This window comes from Acinetobacter sp. LipI_15 (assembly GCF_058242865.1).
Genome location: NZ_JBZAYN010000001.1, coordinates 751,100 through 769,871, shown reverse-complemented (window position 1 = coordinate 769,871; position 18,772 = coordinate 751,100). Strand labels below are relative to the sequence as shown.

At 43.3% G+C, this 18,772-nt stretch carries 16 protein-coding genes; 1 reads left to right on the top strand and 15 read right to left on the bottom strand.

The window, feature by feature from the left end:
* Positions 1-9: 9 nt before the first annotated feature.
* From nuoN to ndhC, 13 genes are all read right to left on the bottom strand, one after another.
* Positions 10-1,554, bottom strand: coding sequence for an NADH-quinone oxidoreductase subunit NuoN (gene nuoN / locus AC4CU0_RS03695; RefSeq protein ID WP_078192290.1), 1,545 nt, complete (start codon positions 1,552-1,554; stop codon positions 10-12).
* A 3-nt stretch (positions 1,555-1,557) separates the two neighbouring features.
* Positions 1,558-3,171: an NADH-quinone oxidoreductase subunit M gene (gene nuoM / locus AC4CU0_RS03690; RefSeq protein ID WP_180039662.1), complete on the bottom strand. Its 1,614-nt coding sequence runs from the start codon at positions 3,169-3,171 to the stop codon at positions 1,558-1,560.
* 1 nt (position 3,172) lies between these two features.
* Complete coding sequence (nuoL, locus tag AC4CU0_RS03685) at positions 3,173-5,062, bottom strand: NADH-quinone oxidoreductase subunit L (protein ID WP_078191097.1); 1,890 nt, start codon at positions 5,060-5,062, stop codon at positions 3,173-3,175.
* Positions 5,059-5,367, bottom strand: coding sequence for an NADH-quinone oxidoreductase subunit NuoK (gene nuoK, locus AC4CU0_RS03680; protein WP_067665227.1), 309 nt, complete (start codon positions 5,365-5,367; stop codon positions 5,059-5,061). Before nuoK ends, nuoL begins: the two co-directional genes overlap by 4 nt.
* A complete protein-coding gene (nuoJ, locus tag AC4CU0_RS03675) occupies positions 5,367-5,885 on the bottom strand; it encodes an NADH-quinone oxidoreductase subunit J (protein ID WP_171262661.1) in 519 nt (172 codons plus the stop codon). The genes nuoK and nuoJ overlap by 1 nt, the downstream gene beginning before the upstream one ends.
* Positions 5,885-6,427 carry an NADH-quinone oxidoreductase subunit NuoI gene (gene nuoI / locus AC4CU0_RS03670; protein ID WP_078191099.1) on the bottom strand — a complete coding sequence of 181 codons (543 nt, stop codon included), beginning with the start codon at positions 6,425-6,427 and terminating at the stop codon, positions 5,885-5,887. Before nuoI ends, nuoJ begins: the two co-directional genes overlap by 1 nt.
* Before the next feature lie 18 nt (positions 6,428-6,445).
* Positions 6,446-7,462 (bottom strand): NADH-quinone oxidoreductase subunit NuoH, encoded by a 1,017-nt coding sequence (nuoH, locus tag AC4CU0_RS03665; RefSeq protein WP_490742485.1) that lies wholly within the window; start codon positions 7,460-7,462, stop codon positions 6,446-6,448.
* Positions 7,463-7,465: 3 nt separating this feature from the next.
* Positions 7,466-10,144, bottom strand: coding sequence for an NADH-quinone oxidoreductase subunit NuoG (gene nuoG / locus AC4CU0_RS03660; RefSeq protein ID WP_490742484.1), 2,679 nt, complete (start codon positions 10,142-10,144; stop codon positions 7,466-7,468).
* A gap of 11 nt (positions 10,145-10,155) precedes the next feature.
* Positions 10,156-11,487, bottom strand: coding sequence for an NADH-quinone oxidoreductase subunit NuoF (gene nuoF, locus AC4CU0_RS03655; protein ID WP_111884890.1), 1,332 nt, complete (start codon positions 11,485-11,487; stop codon positions 10,156-10,158).
* Complete coding sequence (gene nuoE / locus AC4CU0_RS03650) at positions 11,484-11,993, bottom strand: NADH-quinone oxidoreductase subunit NuoE (RefSeq protein WP_078191103.1); 510 nt, start codon at positions 11,991-11,993, stop codon at positions 11,484-11,486. Before nuoE ends, nuoF begins: the two co-directional genes overlap by 4 nt.
* 14 nt (positions 11,994-12,007) lie before the next feature.
* Positions 12,008-13,795, bottom strand: a complete 1,788-nt coding sequence (nuoC, locus tag AC4CU0_RS03645) for an NADH-quinone oxidoreductase subunit C/D (RefSeq protein WP_078191104.1) — start codon at positions 13,793-13,795, stop codon at positions 12,008-12,010.
* A gap of 87 nt (positions 13,796-13,882) precedes the next feature.
* Positions 13,883-14,560: a NuoB/complex I 20 kDa subunit family protein gene (locus AC4CU0_RS03640; RefSeq protein ID WP_078191105.1), complete on the bottom strand. Its 678-nt coding sequence runs from the start codon at positions 14,558-14,560 to the stop codon at positions 13,883-13,885.
* 6 nt (positions 14,561-14,566) lie between these two features.
* Positions 14,567-15,115, bottom strand: a complete 549-nt coding sequence (ndhC, locus tag AC4CU0_RS03635; RefSeq protein ID WP_078192295.1) for an NADH-quinone oxidoreductase subunit A — start codon at positions 15,113-15,115, stop codon at positions 14,567-14,569.
* Between the two features lie 568 nt (positions 15,116-15,683).
* On the opposite strand from ndhC, the gene AC4CU0_RS03630 reads away from it, so the two are divergent.
* The gene (locus AC4CU0_RS03630; protein WP_078192296.1) at positions 15,684-16,040 is read left to right on the top strand and encodes a hypothetical protein; all 357 of its coding nucleotides are present in this window, start codon (positions 15,684-15,686) and stop codon (positions 16,038-16,040) included.
* A 92-nt stretch (positions 16,041-16,132) separates the two neighbouring features.
* Here the strand turns inward: AC4CU0_RS03630 and bfmS are convergent, their stop codons facing one another.
* Together bfmS and bfmR are read right to left on the bottom strand one after the other, a co-directional pair.
* Positions 16,133-17,794, bottom strand: a complete 1,662-nt coding sequence (gene bfmS / locus AC4CU0_RS03625; RefSeq protein WP_078192297.1) for a sensor histidine kinase BfmS — start codon at positions 17,792-17,794, stop codon at positions 16,133-16,135.
* A gap of 44 nt (positions 17,795-17,838) precedes the next feature.
* Positions 17,839-18,555: a response regulator transcription factor BfmR gene (gene bfmR / locus AC4CU0_RS03620; RefSeq protein ID WP_067764711.1), complete on the bottom strand. Its 717-nt coding sequence runs from the start codon at positions 18,553-18,555 to the stop codon at positions 17,839-17,841.
* Positions 18,556-18,772: the final 217 nt, after the last annotated feature.

Genomic DNA, 18,772 nt, shown 5'->3' with positions numbered 1-18,772 from the left:
CTTAATTCATTAGTTAAAACCACTTTGAATTAAGCTAAAAATGAACTGTTGTAATTCAGGTGAGATCGCAAAGTATGCCACTTGAGAAACTGCAATGATTGGATCTGGATATACACCGATCAACAACACAAGAGCAGCTGCACCAAGCACCATAATACCACCCACTTTTTGACCCCAATGATCGACAGCGTCGATACGTGGGTTTTCCGGTGGAGTCATGTACATCACAACCATCACACGTAGGTAGTAGTACAAACCGATACCTGAACCAAGGATCACCATTGCAGCTAAGAACCATGAACCACCAGCAACAGCTGTTTTGATCACAAGGAACTTACCAATAAAGCCTGCTGTTAATGGGATACCTGCAAGAGATAACATCATGACAGTCAGTGTTGCAGTCAACACTGGACGACGCCAGAACAAACCACGGTACTCAGCAAGGCTACCTGCTTCGTCTTTGTTGTTGTAAGGGCTAGACATCAGTGTCACAACACCGAACGCACCAATCGTTGTTAATACATAAGTAATCACATAAACGTTGACGCTGCTAAATGTTGCAAAGCCTTGTACTTGAACAAAATCAGTATTACGTGCACTGACAATCGCAACAAGTAAGTAACCAAAGTGAGCGATTGAAGAGTATGCAAGGATACGTTTCAAGTTCACTTGACGTACTGCTAGTAAGTTACCCGCAAGGATAGACAATACTGCAATGATGGTCACGATCGTGATGAAGCTGTCAGAAAGGATTAAGCCAGAAGCTAAGAAGTAACGAACGAATAGACCGATCATTGCCACTTTAGCCACAGTCGCTAAGAATGTCGCGATTGGCGCTGGCGCACCTGCATACACGTCTGGTGTCCATTTGTGGAATGGCGCAAGAGACAATTTAAATGCAACAGCAAAAACAATCAGTGCAAGACCAAGGACTACGCCCGGTTGGCTGAAAGTTGTGAACATTTTGCCTGGTTCAGCAACGAATGCCATTGTACCTGTATATGCATATACATAAGCCATACCCATCAACAACATCGCAGAAGCGGTTGCTGAAAGCACCAAATATTTCACACCCGCTTCAAGCGACTGTGAACGTTGGTGTGTATAAGCCAATAGGCCGTATACAGGAATCGACATTAACTCAAGACTGATAAAGAAAGACGCATAGTGCGAACTTGCAACCATTAACAATGCACCTGTTACAGAGCACAGCATCAAGATATAAAGTTCTTCACGGTTATCTTTATAGGTTTCGATATACGCATGTGACAATGTGCAGCAAGCAAGTGCTGCAATCAAAATCACGAATTGGTACAACATCGTAAATGGATCTACGATGAACAAATTCATTACGTTTGCAGGTGCATACTGCCCTGCAACGAAAACAAAAATAATATAAAAGGCTGCAAGGTTCAGACCGATAACGGAAGTCGTTGCAACTAAATTGTGGTTACGCTTGATTGCAATTAGCAACATCACGACGATCGCAGTTAAAGCCACGATCATCACAGGAGCTAATGGCATAAGCTCAGAAAATGACATTGTGAAGTCCATGGCTTATTGCATCTCCACATTTTCAGGTTGTACAGCAATCTGCTGCACAACATCAACGACTTCTTGAACTGGAATATAGCTATTTGCAATCCACGCCATGCTTGAATTTGAAATATCAAGGAAGGTTTGTGGGAATAGACCAAGCCATACTAGACCAAGAGCACAGATTAAAAGAATCACAACTTCACGCGCATTTAAGTCTTTCAACGGATTTGCGTAATGCTGTTTTTGTTCTTCGTTTGGTGTACCAAACAATGCTTTGTGGATCAGGATTAAACCGTAAAGACCGGCAAATACTAAGCTTACTGCAGCAAGGATTGTGTACACAGGGAACTTGTCATAAGAACCCATCAAGATCAGGAATTCACCGATGAAGTTACCTAGACCTGGAATACCTACAAGTGCCGCAACAAAGAACATTAAGAAGAATGAAAGGTATTGGAACTGACCACGGATACCGCCCATCAAACGCATGTCACGTGTATGCAGACGTTCGTAAACCTGACCACACATAATGAACAATGCAGCAGAAGATAGACCGTGAGCCAGCATCATAATCATCAAGCCTTGGAATGTCAGGATGTTACCTGCATACAAGGCAAGAAGTACGAAGCCCATGTGCGAAATAGATGTGTACGCAAGCAGACGTTTCATGTCTGTTTGTTGGAATGCACACCATGCACCGTAGAAAATACCGATTAGACCAAGAATGATCGCGATGTCAGCAAACTGAGCAGATGCTACTGGGAAGAATGGAATAACGAAACGTAAAAGACCATAAGCCGCAGTTTTAATCAAGATACCTGCAAGGTCGACAGAACCCGCTGTAGGTGCTTGCGCATGTGCATCTGGTAACCAGCCGTGTAATGGGAAAACTGGAAGTTTTACCGCAAAACCAATAAACATACAGATCATGAATGCATACGCAAGTGCTGGAGCTTTTGCCTCAACAGTGTGTGCAACACTCATCAAGAAGTCATAGTTAAAGCTGATTTGACCGTGAAGTTGGAAGCCAACAACCACTAGACCCAAGATACCGATCAACATGATCAGACCCGCAACCTGAGTATAGATAAAGAATTTAGTTGCAGCGTAAACGCGTGACTTACCTTCTGCCCCTTTATGACCCCAAAGTGCGATCAAGAAGTAGATTGGTACCAGCATCATCTCCCAGAAGAAGAAGAATAGGAACATGTCAATTGCTAAGAATACACCGATCACACCACCTAAAGACCACAGTAGGTTTAAGTGGAAGAAACCAACGTTCTTTTGAATCTCACCCCATGAACAGCCAACTGCAAGTACACCCAGTAATGCAGTTAAACCCACCATAAGCAGTGAAAGACCATCCACCGCAAGGTGAATGTTAATCCCTAAAGTGGTAATCCACGGTAGGTTAAATTGAGCAGCCCACTGTGGAGCTTGCGTACCCAACTCGTAGTTATAACTACCGCTTTGCCATAAAACGACGGTTAACACCAACGTTAATAACATACCAATTAAGGCAATATAGCGTGGTAAGTGCTTGTCGAGTTTATCGACAAGCCAGCATACAAAACCTGCAATGAACGGAATAAGGATCAGAGCGGGTAGAATTAAATTGTTTGGAGTTTCCATTTTATTTCCCCACGACCTGAATCACGACCAGGATCAATAGTAATGCAAACGTACCGAATGCCATACTAGATGCGTATTCACGCAATGAACCTGTTTGACGTGAACTTGTAAAGCTATTACCGCCTTTAACAAGTGCAGGCAATACAAGCCATAAGCCATCAATTGGATCACGACCAAAGATTTTAGCCAGTAGTAAATAAGGCTTAACGAAAACAATGTTGTACAAAGCATCGAAACCAAGTGCATTACGACAGATATTTGCAAGACCCGCGCCCAGTGAAGTTTTCGCGAACGATTTCACTGCACCATAAGCAAAGGCAAATAACACCACACCAACTGCAAGACCTGCAAGTGCAATACCAACTGCTGTATATTCAGCGCTATGCATACCGTGTTCTAGTGCTTCTGGAATATTAAACGCTGGGATTTGTGCAGCATTTAAAATATTCGTTACTGGTGCTTTTAATACATAAGCTAAACCAGTTGAAAGCACTGCAAGAATCGCCAATGGACCCCAGTAAGTAACACCTTTGATTTCGTGGTAAGGCGTGTTTTCTTTACCAAAGAATACAACCCAAATAAGACGGAATGTATAAATTGAAGTTAAGAACGCACCTGCTACACCAGTCCAGTACAAGCAGTCATAAACTGCAATCGCTTGACCTTTCACCCATACAGCACCAAGAATCGCATCTTTCGAGAAGAAGCCGATCGTAATGAATGGAATCGCAGCCAATGCACCGCCACCAATCGCGAAACAAGCAAACAAGAATTTGTTTTTGTGGAATAGACCACCCATCTTGAAGATGTTTTGTTCGTGATGGTAAGCCAAAATCACTGCACCAGAAGACAAGAATAATAATGCCTTGAAGAATGCGTGAGTCAGCATGTGGAATAGACCAGCTTGGTAAGCTTCAGCACCTACAGCCATAAACATATAACCCAACTGACTCATAGTAGAGTAAGCAAGAATACGTTTGATGTCTGTTTGTACCAATGCAGCAAAGCCTGCTACTAACAATGTCACTGCACCCGTGATTGAGATGAACATCATCACTTCTGGTGCTTGTTCAAACACGCTGAACATACGGCTACATAGGTAAACACCCGCTGTTACCATTGTTGCTGCGTGGATCAATGCAGATACTGGTGTAGGACCAGCCATCGCATCTGCCAACCATGTTTGTAATGGGATCTGAGCAGATTTACCTGCAGCACCCAAGAACAACATCAATGCAGTCCAAATCGCAATCGAAGAACTCTGAGCCAAAACTGTTGGCGCAGCAGCTACAACTTCTGCAATGTTTAAAGTGCCGAATTGTTGGTAGATCAAGAACAATGCGATCAGTAAGAATACATCACCCACACGTGTCACAGTGAATGCTTTAATAGCAGCAAAACCGTTTGCAGGTGTTTGGTAGTAGTAACCAATCAATAGGTATGAACATAGACCTACACCTTCCCAACCGAGGAATAACAACGCTAAGTTGTCACCCAACACTAAAAGCAGCATGCTTGCTACGAATAGGTTGAAATATGAGAAGAAACGTGCAAAGTCTTCTTCGCCACGCATGTACCATGTTGCAAAGATGTGAATTAAGAAACCCACACCTGTGATCATGCCCATCATCAATAATGATAAGCCATCTAAATGAAGCGTGAAGCCCGGTGCTAAGTTACCTGCACTGAACCAAGTCCAAAGATGCTGAGTTGTTGCAACTGAACCATTATTAACAAAGTCGATACCCGCAATTAATGCAAATAAAGCTGAAAGACCCACTGAACCTGCACCAATAATTGCAGCAACTGATTCAGGAAGATTTTTACGACCTGCCGCCAACAGGATAAAACCAATTAGCGGGAAAAGTACTGTTAAATATAAATAACTCATCCGCGCATCTCACTAGCAGCATCCACATCCAGATGATGGAAGCGATGATAGAACTGAAGGACGATCGCAAGACCGATACAAGCCTCTGCTGCAGCAAGCGTTAAGATCAAGATAAACATCACTTGACCGTCTGGCTGTGCCCATGCGCTTCCTGCCAATACGAACGCTAAAGCAGCAGCGTTCATCATGATTTCAAGGCTCATTAAAATAAATAGTAGGTTGCGTCGAACCATCACACCGTAAAAACCCAGTGCAAAAAGAATGGTTGCAACGATCAAACCATGTTCTAAAGGGATGTTGCCCATTATTCTTTGTCCTCTTCTGCACCTGGCTCACGTTTGCCAAGATGGAATGCAGCGACAAGTGCGCCAAGCAATAACATCGCAGCAACTTCAACCAGCAATAAGTACTGAGTAAAGAGTGAAGTACCCACTTCTTTCGGACCGACAACTTGAGCACCCATGACAGTGCCAGCAGTTGTGTAGTCTGACTTCAACATCCAAACAAGGATTAGACCCATCAGGAAGCTCATCAACGCAGGATATGCCCACGCTGAAGAAGTCAGCCATTTGCTTTCTTGTTCAACTGTATTTTGACCAAGATTCAGCATCATCACGACGAATACGAATAGCACCATGATTGCGCCAGCGTAAACGATAATTTCGAGGGCACCGGCAAACGGCGCACCCACGATCATGAAGATACCTGCAACTGCAAGTAAAGAGATAATCAAGCTTAATAAAGCGTGTACTGGGTTCGTGTTAGTTACAACACGAACGGTAGAGACGATGGCCACAAGCGCCATCAAATAAAATGGCCACATCATGGTAATAGACTCCGTACATCAACTGGTGTGCTTTCGCGTTGAGCCTGACCTTTATCTTTACCAGCAACAGCCATACCTGTTACGCGGTAGAAGTTATAGTCTGGGTATTTACCAGGACCTGAGATAAGAAGGTTTTCTTTCTCATATACTAAGTCCTGACGAACATACTCACCTAACTCAAAGTCAGGTGTCATTTGAATCGCAGTCGTAGGACATGCTTCTTCACACATACCGCAGAAAATACAACGTGAGAAGTTGATACGGAAAAATTCCGGATACCAACGACCATCTTCTTTTTCAGCTTTTTGTAGTGAAATACAGCCGACTGGACATGCAACCGCACAAAGGTTACATGCAACGCAGCGCTCTTCACCATCAGGGTCACGCGTTAACACGATACGACCACGGAAACGTGGTGGTACGATGTCTTCCGCTTTAACCTCTGGATATAAAATGGTGTCACGTTTACGTGTCGCGTGTGAGAATACCATCCACAACGAACGTACAATTGACCCAAATCCAGCTAGAAATTTAAACATTTTATTCTCCCTGCTGTCTTAGGCCTGATTCATCAGAATCACAGCACCAGTTACCAGAAGGTTAACCAACGCCAATGGCAAGCAAATTTTCCAACCAAAGTTCATGACTTGGTCATAACGTGGACGCATTAAAGAACCACGAGCCAAGACAAACATCATGACAAAGAATGCTGTTTTAATAATGAACCAGAACGCAGCTGGAATGAATGGAATATCTAGGTTGAAAGGCGCTAACCAACCACCGAAGAATAAAGTCACGATTAATGCAGAGATCAGTACTACGTTGACGTATTCCGCAACGAAGAACATACCCCATTTCATACCGCCGTATTCGACATGGTAACCTTCCGCCAATTCTTGTTCTGCTTCTGGTTGGTCAAATGGATGACGGTGAGTTACCGCAACACCCGCAACCACGAAGATCAAGAAACCTAAGAACTGAGGAATAACAAACCAAACATCACGTTGAGCTTCAACAATTTCACGCATGTTGAATGAGCCTGCAATCGCAACCACACCCATCAATGAAATACCCAAGAACACTTCATAAGAAATGGTTTGAGCAGCAGAACGTAAACCACCAAGTAATGCGTATTTGTTATTTGATGACCAGCCACCGAACAATACTGCATATACCGCAATACCAGCCATTGCCATAAAGAACAATAGACCGATGCTCATGTCTGAAACACCTAGATAAGGTGAAACAGGAATAACCATGAACGATAGCACCGCAGTTGCCATCGCAACTGCTGGAGCCATACGGAAAGTCAATTTGTCAGCAAAATTTGGTGTCCAGTCTTCTTTGAACATGATTTTCAGCATGTCGGCAACGATCTGGAACATACCGCCCGGACCTACACGGTTCGGACCGTAACGGTCTTGCCACAAGCCGAGTAAACGACGTTCAATAAAAGACATCAACGCAGCGATCAATACTACAACCAGTAAGATCACAATTGCTTGAAGAACTGAATAGGCGATTGGCCAGTTTTCAGCCCACAGCGGCGTTTGACGGATTAATTCTTGTTCCATGAATTACACTCCTACCGCGACTGAAACAGGTTCTGCAAGCGATACTGTAGGTGCAAGACCCACTGGGTAACCGATATAACCTGTAGGTAAGTATTCAATCACTTGAACTGGAAGGACGATTTCAGCATCCCCTGCTTTCACAGCGATACGTTGACCATCTTGAACATTTAAGCGTGCTGCATCTTGTTCACCCACAGCAAACATTGCTTCAGGAATACGCGATTCCATCGCAAGTGTTTTCACTGTAAATTCACCAGAAGCGAAGATGTGATGCATCGGTACAAGACGGAAGCTTTCACCATTAACCGCAACAGGTGCCGGTGCAACGAAAGTACGTGCTGGACGTTTCGCTAAACGATCGAATAAACGAACGCCTGCATCGCCACCTTTTAAGTGACCACCCACGTTGTCTTGGAATTTGTTCCAAGCTTGTGGAGAGTTCCAACCTGCAGACCAAGCAAATGGTACAAGTGAAGCTGGAGTTTGGTTACCTACATAACCTTCCATTGAGAACGTCAACGCAGAGTCTTTATCGACTGGTTGTTTTGGTTCATGAATAGAAAGTGGTGCGCGCATCGCAGTACGACCTGAGTAACGACGTGGTTCACGTGCCACTTTCAGACCATGTACACGGAAGCCAGCATCTGGTGCGACATCTTGAATTGCTTCAAGTGCAGGAACGTTTTTCGCTACTGACTCAATCACGTCATCAAGAACTGTCCAAGAAATCGCTTTGCCTTTCACGCCAGTTTCAATGGCATGTAACCAGCGCCAAGATTCTTTGATCGCAAGTTCTGGTTTGTAGTAGCTTGGGTCATACACTTGGTAGAAACGTTGTGCACGGCCTTCTTGAGAGACAACTGTACCATCACCTTCAGCAAATGAAGCAGCAGAAAGTACGATGTTGGCTTTTTTCACAGTTTCAGTTTCAGAATGATCAAGTACGATCACTTCTTTACCAGAAAGTGCAGCATTCACCTGCGCGGCTGGTAAGCGACGATAAAGGTCATTTTCCACCACGATCACGGTATCGTAATCTTGTGCAAATGCTTGTTCTAGGCTTTGACCACCAAAGATCGCTAAGCCCATTGAGTTCACTTCAGGAACAGTCAATGTTAAGCCCGCATTACCAAGGTTCTGTGCAACTTGTGCAGCAGCTTCCATGATTGATGCGTCTTGCAAGCTTGTACCAGAGATGATTAATGGTTTTTTCGCAGCTTTTAAAGTGTCAGCAATCGTTTGTGCAAATGCTTTTGCATCGTCATCCAAACCTAAGATCACTTCACCTTTGACAGCAGCAGCGACCGCAAAACCTAAACGTGCAATGTCGTTAGGTGATGCAACAACTTCACCTGTTGCAACATCAGCTAAACGTGTTTGAGTTGCAGCAAGGATGTAAATCGGAGATTTCGCATCTTGGGCAATACGTTGTACAGGTTCAGCCAACCACTCTTGCGTACGGCGCTCTGCAGCCATTTCTTTGGCTTTATTTTTCGCAGCTTGGCGAACAGATAGAGCCATACGTGGTGCAGTTTGAGTTAAGTCTTCACCCAAAATCAACACAGCATCGTAGCTTTCGATTTCACGCATACCTGGGTTATAAACACCTTCGGTTTGCATAATAGAAGCTGCAAGTTCAACAAGTTTTTGCTCTTTTTGAGCCATACCCGTTGAGAAGTTGTCTTGACCTACAAGTTCGCGAAGCGCGAAGTTTGATTCAAGTGACGCACGTGGTGAACCGATACCCAATACTTTTTTGCCTTGGATATTTTCAATTACGGTATCCAATGCTTGGTCTACAGAAACTGTAGTCACATTTGCACCAGAGCGGAATTGTGGTTGACGTGGACGATCTTCACGGTTCACATAACCTGTACCGAAACGACCTTTATCGCAAAGGAAGTATTGGTTCACGTCACCGTTAAAGCGGTTTTCTACACGACGTAGTTCGCCATAACGTTCACCCGGAGAGATGTTACAACCTGAAGAACAGCCTTGGCATACGCTTGGCGCATACTGCATGTCCCATTTACGGTTATAGCGTTCAGAGTGAGTTTTATCTGTGAATACACCTGTTGGGCACACTTCAGTCAAGTTACCAGAGAATTCAGATTCTAAAGTACCTGATTCTGGACGACCAAAGTAAACACGCGAAGCGTTTGCATACACACCAAAGTCTGTGCCACCTGCATAATCTTTGTAGTAACGCACACAACGGTAGCACGCAATACAACGGTTCATTTCATGAGAAATGAAAGAGCCTAGCTCTTGGTTGTAATGCGTACGTTTTGTGAAGCGGTAACGACGACGGTCATGCTGAGTCATTACAGTCATATCTTGTAAATGACAATGACCACCCTCTTCACAGACTGGGCAGTCGTGTGGGTGGTTGGTCATCAAGAATTCAACAACAGAAGCACGGAAATTCTTTGCTTCGTTATCTTCAATCGAGATGTAGGTATTGTCAGATGCAGGCGTCATACATGACATAACTAAACGACCGCGAGTATCTTCAGGATTCGCGTATTGAGTCACAGCACATTGACGGCAAGAACCGACAGAACCTAAGGATGGATGCCAACAAAAGTATGGGATGTCGATGCCAAGGCTAAGACATGCTTGTAGTAAGTTCTCTGAGCCGTTGACTTCATACGATTTTCCATCGACATGAATTGTAGCCATAGTCGAATTCCTTAAGCTTGTTCTACGTTGCTAGTTTGAGCTGCCGCATTTACGACTTTAGCTTCAAATTCGCCACGGAAATGTTTGAGTGCGCCCATTAACGGTTCCATCGCACCTGGAGCATGCGCACAGAAAGTTTTACCAATCCAAAGCTTACGAGTAAGTTCTTGTAAGTGATCGATATCTTCTTTCTTACCTGTGCCATCTTCCAAGGCTTTAAGCGCTTTAACCGCCCAAGGTAAGCCATCACGGCATGGTGTACACCAACCGCAAGATTCACGCGCAAAGAATTCTTCTAAGTTACGTGTCGCAGAAACCATACACTGAGTTTCATCAACCACCATGAGCAAACACGTACCTAAACGTGAACCTGCTTTCATGATGCTTTCAGCATCCATAGGAAGGTCAATATGTTCAGCAGCAAGGAAGTCTGTAGAAGCACCACCCGGTAACCATGCTTTGAGTTTTAAACCATCACGCATACCACCCGCATGATCTTCAATCACTTCACGCGCAGTTGTACCAAATGGAAGTTCCCAAAGACCAGGGAATTTTACTTTGCCTGAAGCGCCATAAATTTTAGTACCTGGATCTTTCGACTTACCTTCAGATAAACCGATATACCATTCAGGACCACGAAGCATAATTGCGGGTAAGTTGTTGTAAGTCTCTACGTTGTTTACAATCGTAGGACGACCCCAAGCACCTGCAACTTGTGGGAATGGCGGTTTAGTACGAGGGTTCGCACGGCGACCTTCAAGCGAGTTAATCAATGCAGTTTCTTCACCACAGATATAACGACCCGCACCAGTATGCACGTGTAACTCGAAGTTCCAACCTGTACCTAAGATGTTTTCACCCAAGTAACCTTTGGCACGAATTTGGTCCAATGCTTCATTTAAGTATTGAGCCGCTTCGATGTATTCACCACGGATGAAGATATAACCCTGTGTTGCTTCTAATGTATAAGCAGCAATCAACATACCTTCGATCAACTGATGAGGAAGTTTTTCCATTAACAGGCGGTCTTTGAAGGTACCTGGTTCCATTTCATCGGCATTACAGATGAGGTAACGAGGGCCTGAGTTATCATTTGGCGCCATAAGCGACCATTTGATCCCTGCAGGGAAGCCCGCACCACCACGACCTTTTACAGTCGCAGCTTTGATCACTTCAAGCACTTCTTTCGGTTGCATGCCAACAGCTTTCTTAAAGCCTGCATAACCTTCAAGTGCTTCGTAATCATCTGCACTGCGAACGTGTTCCTGTTTACTCAAACGCCAAGTTAATGGGTGAGTTTCTGGGTTACCGTCGCCATAAATTGGTTTTGGTTCAGTATTCATACATACTTCTCCAATAACTGTTTAATTGAAGTCACTTCAACTAGACCGTGAGTGTCTTCGTCAATCATTAACGTCGGACCTTTGTCACAGTTACCTAGGCAGCAAATTGGCAATAAAGTAAAGCGACCATCTGCAGTCGTTTGACCAAATGAAATGCCTAATTCACGCTGGAATGCTTCAGCAAGTGTTTCCGCACCCATCAAGAAACAAGCAATCGAGTCACATAATAAAATTACGTGGCGACCAACTGGTTGACGGTAAATACGGTTATAGAAAGTTGCAACACCTTCTAGGTCTGCAAGGCTCATGCTAAGCAATTGCGCAATAGCATTCATCTGTGCATCATCTACCCAGCCATTACGGCGTTGTACACACTTCAAAGCATCAAGACATGCTGCGCGTGGGTACGGATAGTGACCAATGTGATGTTCGATATCGTGGATTTCTTCCGCAGTTAAAATCCCTTCAACATTCACACGTGGTTTTTTGTCAGTCAAAATCATCATAATGCGATTACCCCTTAGCGATCCACGTCAGCCATTACGACGTCAATTGTCGCTAAATAAATGATTAAGTCAGACATTAAGCTGCCGTTAATCACAGAAGGCATTTGCTGTAAGTGCGTGAAGGTTGGTGTACGGATACGTGTACGGTAACTCATCGTTGACTTGTCTGAAGTCAAGTAGTAGTTCGACGCACCTTTTACCACTTCCGCCATTACAGAGCTTTCGCCTGCTGGCATTACAGGACCCCATGACACGCTCAAGAAGTGCGTAATCAATGTTTCGATGTCTTGTAAAGTTTTATCTTTTGGTGGTGGAACAGCCAGTGGATGGTCTGCTTTGTATGCACCAGAAGGCATGTTGTCTAAACATTGCTTGATGATTTTCAGCGATTCTTCAATTTCACGGAAGTGAACAAGAACACGTGCATAAGCATCGCCTTCGTACTCTAAAGGCACATCAAAGTCGTAGTTTTCGTAGCCGCTATAAGGACGGTATTTACGAACGTCGAAATCAATACCTGTAGCACGTAGACCAGTACCCGTTACACCCCAAGCCAATGCTGATTTTGCATCATACTGAGCAACGTTACGGGTACGACCGATAAACACTGAGTTTTTCAGTGCTGCAGTGTAGTACTCGTTCATACGCTTCGGCATCCAATCTAGGATTTCGCGAATGAGGTGCTGCCAGTTGTTTGGCAAGTCGTGCGCTGTACCACCGATACGGAACCATGCTGGGTGCATACGGTAACCCGTGATCGCTTCGATCGCGTCATAGATTTTTTGACGGTCAGCGAACATATAGAATACTGGGGTCATACCGCCGGCATCCTGAATCGCAGTACCAATGAACAACAAGTGGTTATTGATACGGAACAATTCAGACATCATGACACGGATACATTGCGCACGGTCAGGAACGGTAATCCCTGCCATTTGCTCTACGCCAAGAACGTAAGGCATGTTTTGCGCACAACCACCTAAGTAGTCAACACGGTCTGTATACGGGATGAATGAGTGCCATGTTTGACGCTCAGCCATTTTTTCCACACCACGGTGGTGATAGCCGATGTCAGGAACACAGTCTTTCACTTCTTCACCGTCCAACTGCAAGATCACACGGAAGGCACCGTGCGCAGATGGATGGTTAGGACCCAAGTTTAGGAACATGAAGTCTTCATCATCATTCCCACGCTTCATACCCCAATCTTCAGGTACGAAACGAAGATGTTCTTGTTCGTAATCCTGTTTCGCTTGGTTTTGGCGATAAGGCGTGTATTCAGTCGCACGTGCAGAATATTCTTTACGTAACGGGTGACCTTCCCAATATGTTGGCAACAAGATACGACGGAGCATTGGATGCCCTTCGAAGTTGATACCAAACATGTCGTAAGCTTCACGTTCGTACCAGTTGGCATTCGGCCAAATATTGGTTGCCGTTGGAATGTTTACATCATTCTCAGCTAATGCAACCTTGATACGAATATCACTGTTACGCTCTAACGATAACAAGTGATAGAACACAGTGAAGTCAGATGCAGGCAGACCATCGCGGTGTGTACGTAAACGCTCATCAACCGCAGACAAGTCAAACAGCATCACGTATGGACGTGACACCGTACGCAAGAACATTAAAACTTCTTGTACACGTGCGCGCTCAACCCAGACTGTTGGAAAGTCTTCAAAAGTCGTTTGCACGTAGAAGTTCTCACCAAATTTGGTTTTGAGCTCTTCTACAATTGCAAATGCAGGGCGGGAATCAACTGGAGTTGATTCTGGCATAGCAATGTCAGTTTCAGCCATTGGCTTGGCTTCCTATTTAATACAAATTCAGTCAATCAAAACGACAATTACACCCAGTCCGGGTGTATCAATATTTCGTCGCAGTGATTATTTAATTTCATCCATTGAGCGTAAGTTTTTCACTGCAATACGCTGTGCGTTCTTACGGTCACGTTCTGGCATCATCTTTGGCTTATACACTGGCTTAAGATCATCACCAATCACGGCCGATAAAGGACGGCGCTCAAGTTGAATCTGGTCTTGCAATAACATCAATGCCTGAATTAAAGCTTCAGGACGTGGTGGGCAACCCGGGATATACACATCGACAGGGATGATTTTATCCACACCTTGTACAACTGAATAAATGTCGTACATACCACCAGAGTTTGCACATGCGCCCATTGAGATTACCCATTTAGGCTCAAGCATTTGCTCGTACAAACGTTGAATTACAGGCGCCATTTTCATGAAGCATGTACCTGCAACAATCATCAAGTCAGCCTGACGTGGTGAAGCACGAATAACCTCGGCACCGAAACGTGACAAGTCATGCACGCCTGTTAAAGTCGTTGCATACTCTACGTAGCAGCAAGATGTACCAAAGTTAAACGGCCAAACTGAGTTTTTACGCCCCCAGTTTACTGCTGTATGTGCAACATCCTCTAAACGAGTCATGAACACATTTTTATTCACTTCTTCTTCAAGCGGATCGGTAACGATTTGACGCTCTTGAAGTGGATATTGATCAGCATCCGGATTCGCACGGGTTAATGTATATTTCATCCCGTCTTACTCCTTGTCAGATGATGCAGTCGGTGACTTAGATTTCACACGACCAGATGATTGCGCTGGAATTTGACCTGTAGGGTCCATAACCAACTCTTCAATAGAGTTAAAGCGTGTGATTTCTGCGATATCCATATTTGGCGAACCAATTTTAGGTTTAATTCCCGCCGCTTTACGCTTGTCAGAAGGTGACCAATTCAAACCACCAGAAGACAATTCATAAACCAAACCAGCAAGTAAAACTAAAATAAAGACTGCTGCAGCTGCAAAACCAACCCACCCAGTTTCACGAACAGAAGATGCCCATGCATAAAGGTAAAGTGCTTCGATATCGAACACCACGAAGAAGATCGCAACTAAATAGAATTTCGCAGACAAGCGAATACGTGCACCACCAGCACCTACTACACCTGACTCAAACTGCTCTTGCTTAGCACGACCCCATGATTTACCCCCAAGGAGTAAAGGGACGGTCAGCATAAAGACGCAAAGGAATGTAACGCCGATCACGAAGGCAATAATTGCCCAATCGTATGGAGTAATGGCACTCATGCGGGGATAACTCCTGGCAGGCCTATTTATTAACAAAGAATGTATGTATTGGCCTTCAAATACACCAAACACAAAATTAATCCCGCCAATTGTACCCGATTGAGGAGGCTTCTTGCTAGCTTATCGGTATTCGTCTTTAGGATGATTTTTTAATCATTTCAGCATTTAAATTGGGTTTACTCCCTTAAAATTAGGATTAATCGCTTAATTAGATTAGATCGTATTTTTTTATTAATTATTACATTTATGTGATTTTATCAGAAAATTATGACTGTTCAGTTTTATAAACAAACCCCCTCATTTCTCAACATACACAGCAAATTTGCCGCATTTTTATCAACTGTGTCATTTATTAAATAAATACTCCCCCACCTCAACTTTGTTACTTCTTTATTCATCTCCTCTGATTTTGGTCTGTTCTTAAAATAAAAACCGAGCTGTATTGATTCTATGTAAAAAGGCATTTTTTTAGCTTCTTGTGACTTTTTTGCAATTCTTTGACACGACCCACAAAGAGTGTGATATTTGTAGTTAAAACACAAAAAGCAATCACAACGGAGAGACAATAATGACTTTAGAATTTACGCATAAACCTGATTATTTTCTATCTGCGCAATTGGTGATTCACCATATTAAAAGCTACTTAGATAAGCATCCTGATGCTCAAAATGCCATTTTTGATTTACGTGATATCTATGAGTTGTTACGACAAGATTTAGCTTCTGCAACAACCAACCTTAACGGGATTATGAATATTGCAGATGAATATAAACTTGAAACTTTAAACGGTGATCAAAAACTTATTAGCAATTATTCTATCGATGCTAAAAACAACTCCTTACTCATCGATTTTAATGCAGATGCTCTTGCCGCATTAAAAAATGGCAAACCTATTATTGAACCCGATGCAACAATTACGGAATAAGTAGAAAACTGATATCAAAAAGCCCTTCAAATTGAATGGCTTTTTATACTTATCATTCACTAAAATCAGCTTAGCTACATATCTAAGCTTACTTAATTTTCATTGGTACTCGGCTCTTTAATATCTAACTTCGGTTTATTTTTCTTAAAACGAGTTGCAGGCCATGTCATGGTGAAACGCGCTCCACCTAATATTGGACTTTCATCAATATCAATAGTCCCGCCAAACCAATATGCAATACGACTAACAATCGATAAGCCTAAACCATAACCCCCTGAAGCACGGGTACGACTATCATCTAAACGCGCAAAGGCATCAAAAATACGCTTACGATCTTCTTCTGGAATGCCGGGGCCATCATCTTCAACACAGATATAAGCCATACCTTCATCATTCACACCACCACTAATCAGCACTTTATCATCACAATATCGCACTGCATTCCCCACCAAGTTTTGTACAACACGGTGTAAATAGCGACGCTCGGTTTCCACAACCACTCCAATTGGTGGTGCTTGCAATTCCAAGGTTTTCCCAGTCTTTAAGGCTTCTGTTTCAATCAGAACCTGATCTAAGACTTCAAACAAGCTAACATCTTCAAACTCCAAAGATGGCATACCCTGTTCGAGCTTAGCATAGGTCATGATTTCATCAATCAAGGTGTTGAGCGCTTCGATATCTTTATCAATCTGTTCGACTTGCTGCTGACGGTAATCGTAGTCGTCTTCATCCGCCATCATTTCAACACCAAAGCGAATACGTGCCACAGGTGTTCGCAGCTCATGCGATACCGCGCGCATCAACTCACGCTGTGCTTCAATTAAACGCTCAATATGATCTGACATCGAGTTATAACTCGATGCTAAAGTACCAAATTCATCGGTACTTTCGACAGGCAGACGTACAGATAAGTCCCCACCCTTCATTTTATTTAACGCATAATTTACAGCACGTAACTTACGTTGCATCGGCACCAATAGACCATAAACACCCAAGCTCAAGACAAATAAGCTTAGTAGCGTAATACCGGCTGCCAACTGGAAAGGCATCCAATTAAATAATGGTACCGGCCCCATGACCAAGACTTCTGAAGTTGAACTTGGAATTGGCGATACAATCGAAATGGTCGTGCCGCGCTCCGTCGCACTGTCACGATACAAAATAATGCTGTGATCTAAGCGTAATCGGCCGATTTGCTCAGAATCTAAAGGCAAACTCTGAACATTTTGAATTGAAATTGGGTAAGAAAAATGATGCTGGATTTTTTCAAGATATTGTTTTTCTTGACCTGGGTAATAAACCAAATAATCCAGTATAAAGACAGGCAACGCCTTCATTTGGCGTTCTGAAATATTATCGGCTTTAATATACAGCAGATGTGCAGGGTCATCTTTTAAGCCAATAATAATGTAGGCTGCCGTCGTTTGTGCGTCCCAACGCACTACAGCTTTACGCTCTTCTATACGTTTTGTTTCCGCTCGGGTTAAATCAACCTGATTAGCTTTTACATAATAAATAGGCAACTCAAGTAGATCAGATGCATCTGACACCCAATCTGACTTTTGTTGTTCATTTGGCTGACGTGCAATACCTTCACTTATAATGAAAGCCAAACCGTCAGTAAGCGATTCACGATATTCTTGCGCGCGCTGGTAGTTAATGATTTGCACCAGCAAATAGCCAAATGTAGCGACTAAAAAGACTAAAATCAGTAGCCCCGCATAAACGCGCAAAAATATACTGTGTTTAAACACGTAAAAGTGTCCTACTTTGCCAAACTAAGGGACGGTATTTTACATTAAATGCCGTTGGTTTCTTTTACGAATAAATAACCTTTACTACGTACGGTCTTAATGCGTTTCGGGTTTTCTGGATCATCACCAATTTTTGGACGAATTCGCGAGATACGCACGTCAATTGAACGATCTTGACCATCGTATTCAATACCACGCAGACGCTCAAAAATATCTTCACGAGAAAGAATGCGACCTGCATTAGATGCCAACAACCATAAAAGGTCATATTCTGCACTGGTAAAGTCAACCAACTCATTATTGAGTGTGACAGAACGACCACCATTATCAATTACAAGATCATCAAATTCGATGCGCTGTGCAACCTCATCTTCTGGTGCTTTGTCTGTACGACGTAATAATGCACGAATACGCGCAAGTAAAACGCGAGGTTGAACAGGTTTTGCAACATAGTCATCTGCACCCATTTCTAGACCCAACACTTGGTCCATGTCTTCGGTACGTGCAGTCAACATTAAAATTGGTTGATGGTAGTGTGGGCGAACTTCACGACAAATGGTTAAACCATCTGCACCCGGAAGCATCACGTCGAGTAATACCATATCTGGTTGTTCAGCGATAATACGGCGAATCGCACGATTACCGTCTGGTTCTACCCCAACTTCAAGTCCGTTACGGATTAAGTATTCTTGAGTTAAACGAGCAAGACGCTCATCGTCTTCAACAATTAAAATTTTAGGTAACTTTTCTTCTTGGCTCATTGATTGCCCCTTATTTGATTGGGCGTATCCTATTTGAAATCCGATAGATACGCTTAAACATAGTTTGCAATATACACACGTTTACATTGTAAACAAGATGGCATTCACGAAACTGATACATCAATATCGTATTTTGTAATAAATTTTAACCTGCCACATTTCTGCAATTTTATTTGTCGATCATTTCCATGACCTATTGCTCACAATAGCAACAATT

What these genes read in the sequence shown, in the direction of transcription:
- nuoN (WP_078192290.1), bottom strand. Translation starts at nt 1,554, where the DNA reads ATGGACTTCACAATGTCATTTTCTGAGCTTATGCCATTAGCTCCTGTG.
- nuoM (WP_180039662.1), bottom strand. Translation starts at nt 3,171, where the DNA reads ATGGAAACTCCAAACAATTTAATTCTACCCGCTCTGATCCTTATTCCG.
- nuoL (WP_078191097.1), bottom strand. Translation starts at nt 5,062, where the DNA reads ATGAGTTATTTATATTTAACAGTACTTTTCCCGCTAATTGGTTTTATC.
- nuoK (WP_067665227.1), bottom strand. Translation starts at nt 5,367, where the DNA reads ATGGGCAACATCCCTTTAGAACATGGTTTGATCGTTGCAACCATTCTT.
- nuoJ (WP_171262661.1), bottom strand. Translation starts at nt 5,885, where the DNA reads ATGTGGCCATTTTATTTGATGGCGCTTGTGGCCATCGTCTCTACCGTT.
- nuoI (WP_078191099.1), bottom strand. Translation starts at nt 6,427, where the DNA reads ATGTTTAAATTTCTAGCTGGATTTGGGTCAATTGTACGTTCGTTGTGG.
- nuoH (WP_490742485.1), bottom strand. Translation starts at nt 7,462, where the DNA reads ATGGAACAAGAATTAATCCGTCAAACGCCGCTGTGGGCTGAAAACTGG.
- nuoG (WP_490742484.1), bottom strand. Translation starts at nt 10,144, where the DNA reads ATGGCTACAATTCATGTCGATGGAAAATCGTATGAAGTCAACGGCTCA.
- nuoF (WP_111884890.1), bottom strand. Translation starts at nt 11,487, where the DNA reads ATGAATACTGAACCAAAACCAATTTATGGCGACGGTAACCCAGAAACT.
- nuoE (WP_078191103.1), bottom strand. Translation starts at nt 11,993, where the DNA reads ATGATGATTTTGACTGACAAAAAACCACGTGTGAATGTTGAAGGGATT.
- nuoC (WP_078191104.1), bottom strand. Translation starts at nt 13,795, where the DNA reads ATGGCTGAAACTGACATTGCTATGCCAGAATCAACTCCAGTTGATTCC.
- AC4CU0_RS03640 (WP_078191105.1), bottom strand. Translation starts at nt 14,560, where the DNA reads ATGAAATATACATTAACCCGTGCGAATCCGGATGCTGATCAATATCCA.
- ndhC (WP_078192295.1), bottom strand. Translation starts at nt 15,115, where the DNA reads ATGAGTGCCATTACTCCATACGATTGGGCAATTATTGCCTTCGTGATC.
- AC4CU0_RS03630 (WP_078192296.1), top strand. Translation starts at nt 15,684, where the DNA reads ATGACTTTAGAATTTACGCATAAACCTGATTATTTTCTATCTGCGCAA.
- bfmR (WP_067764711.1), bottom strand. Translation starts at nt 18,555, where the DNA reads ATGAGCCAAGAAGAAAAGTTACCTAAAATTTTAATTGTTGAAGACGAT.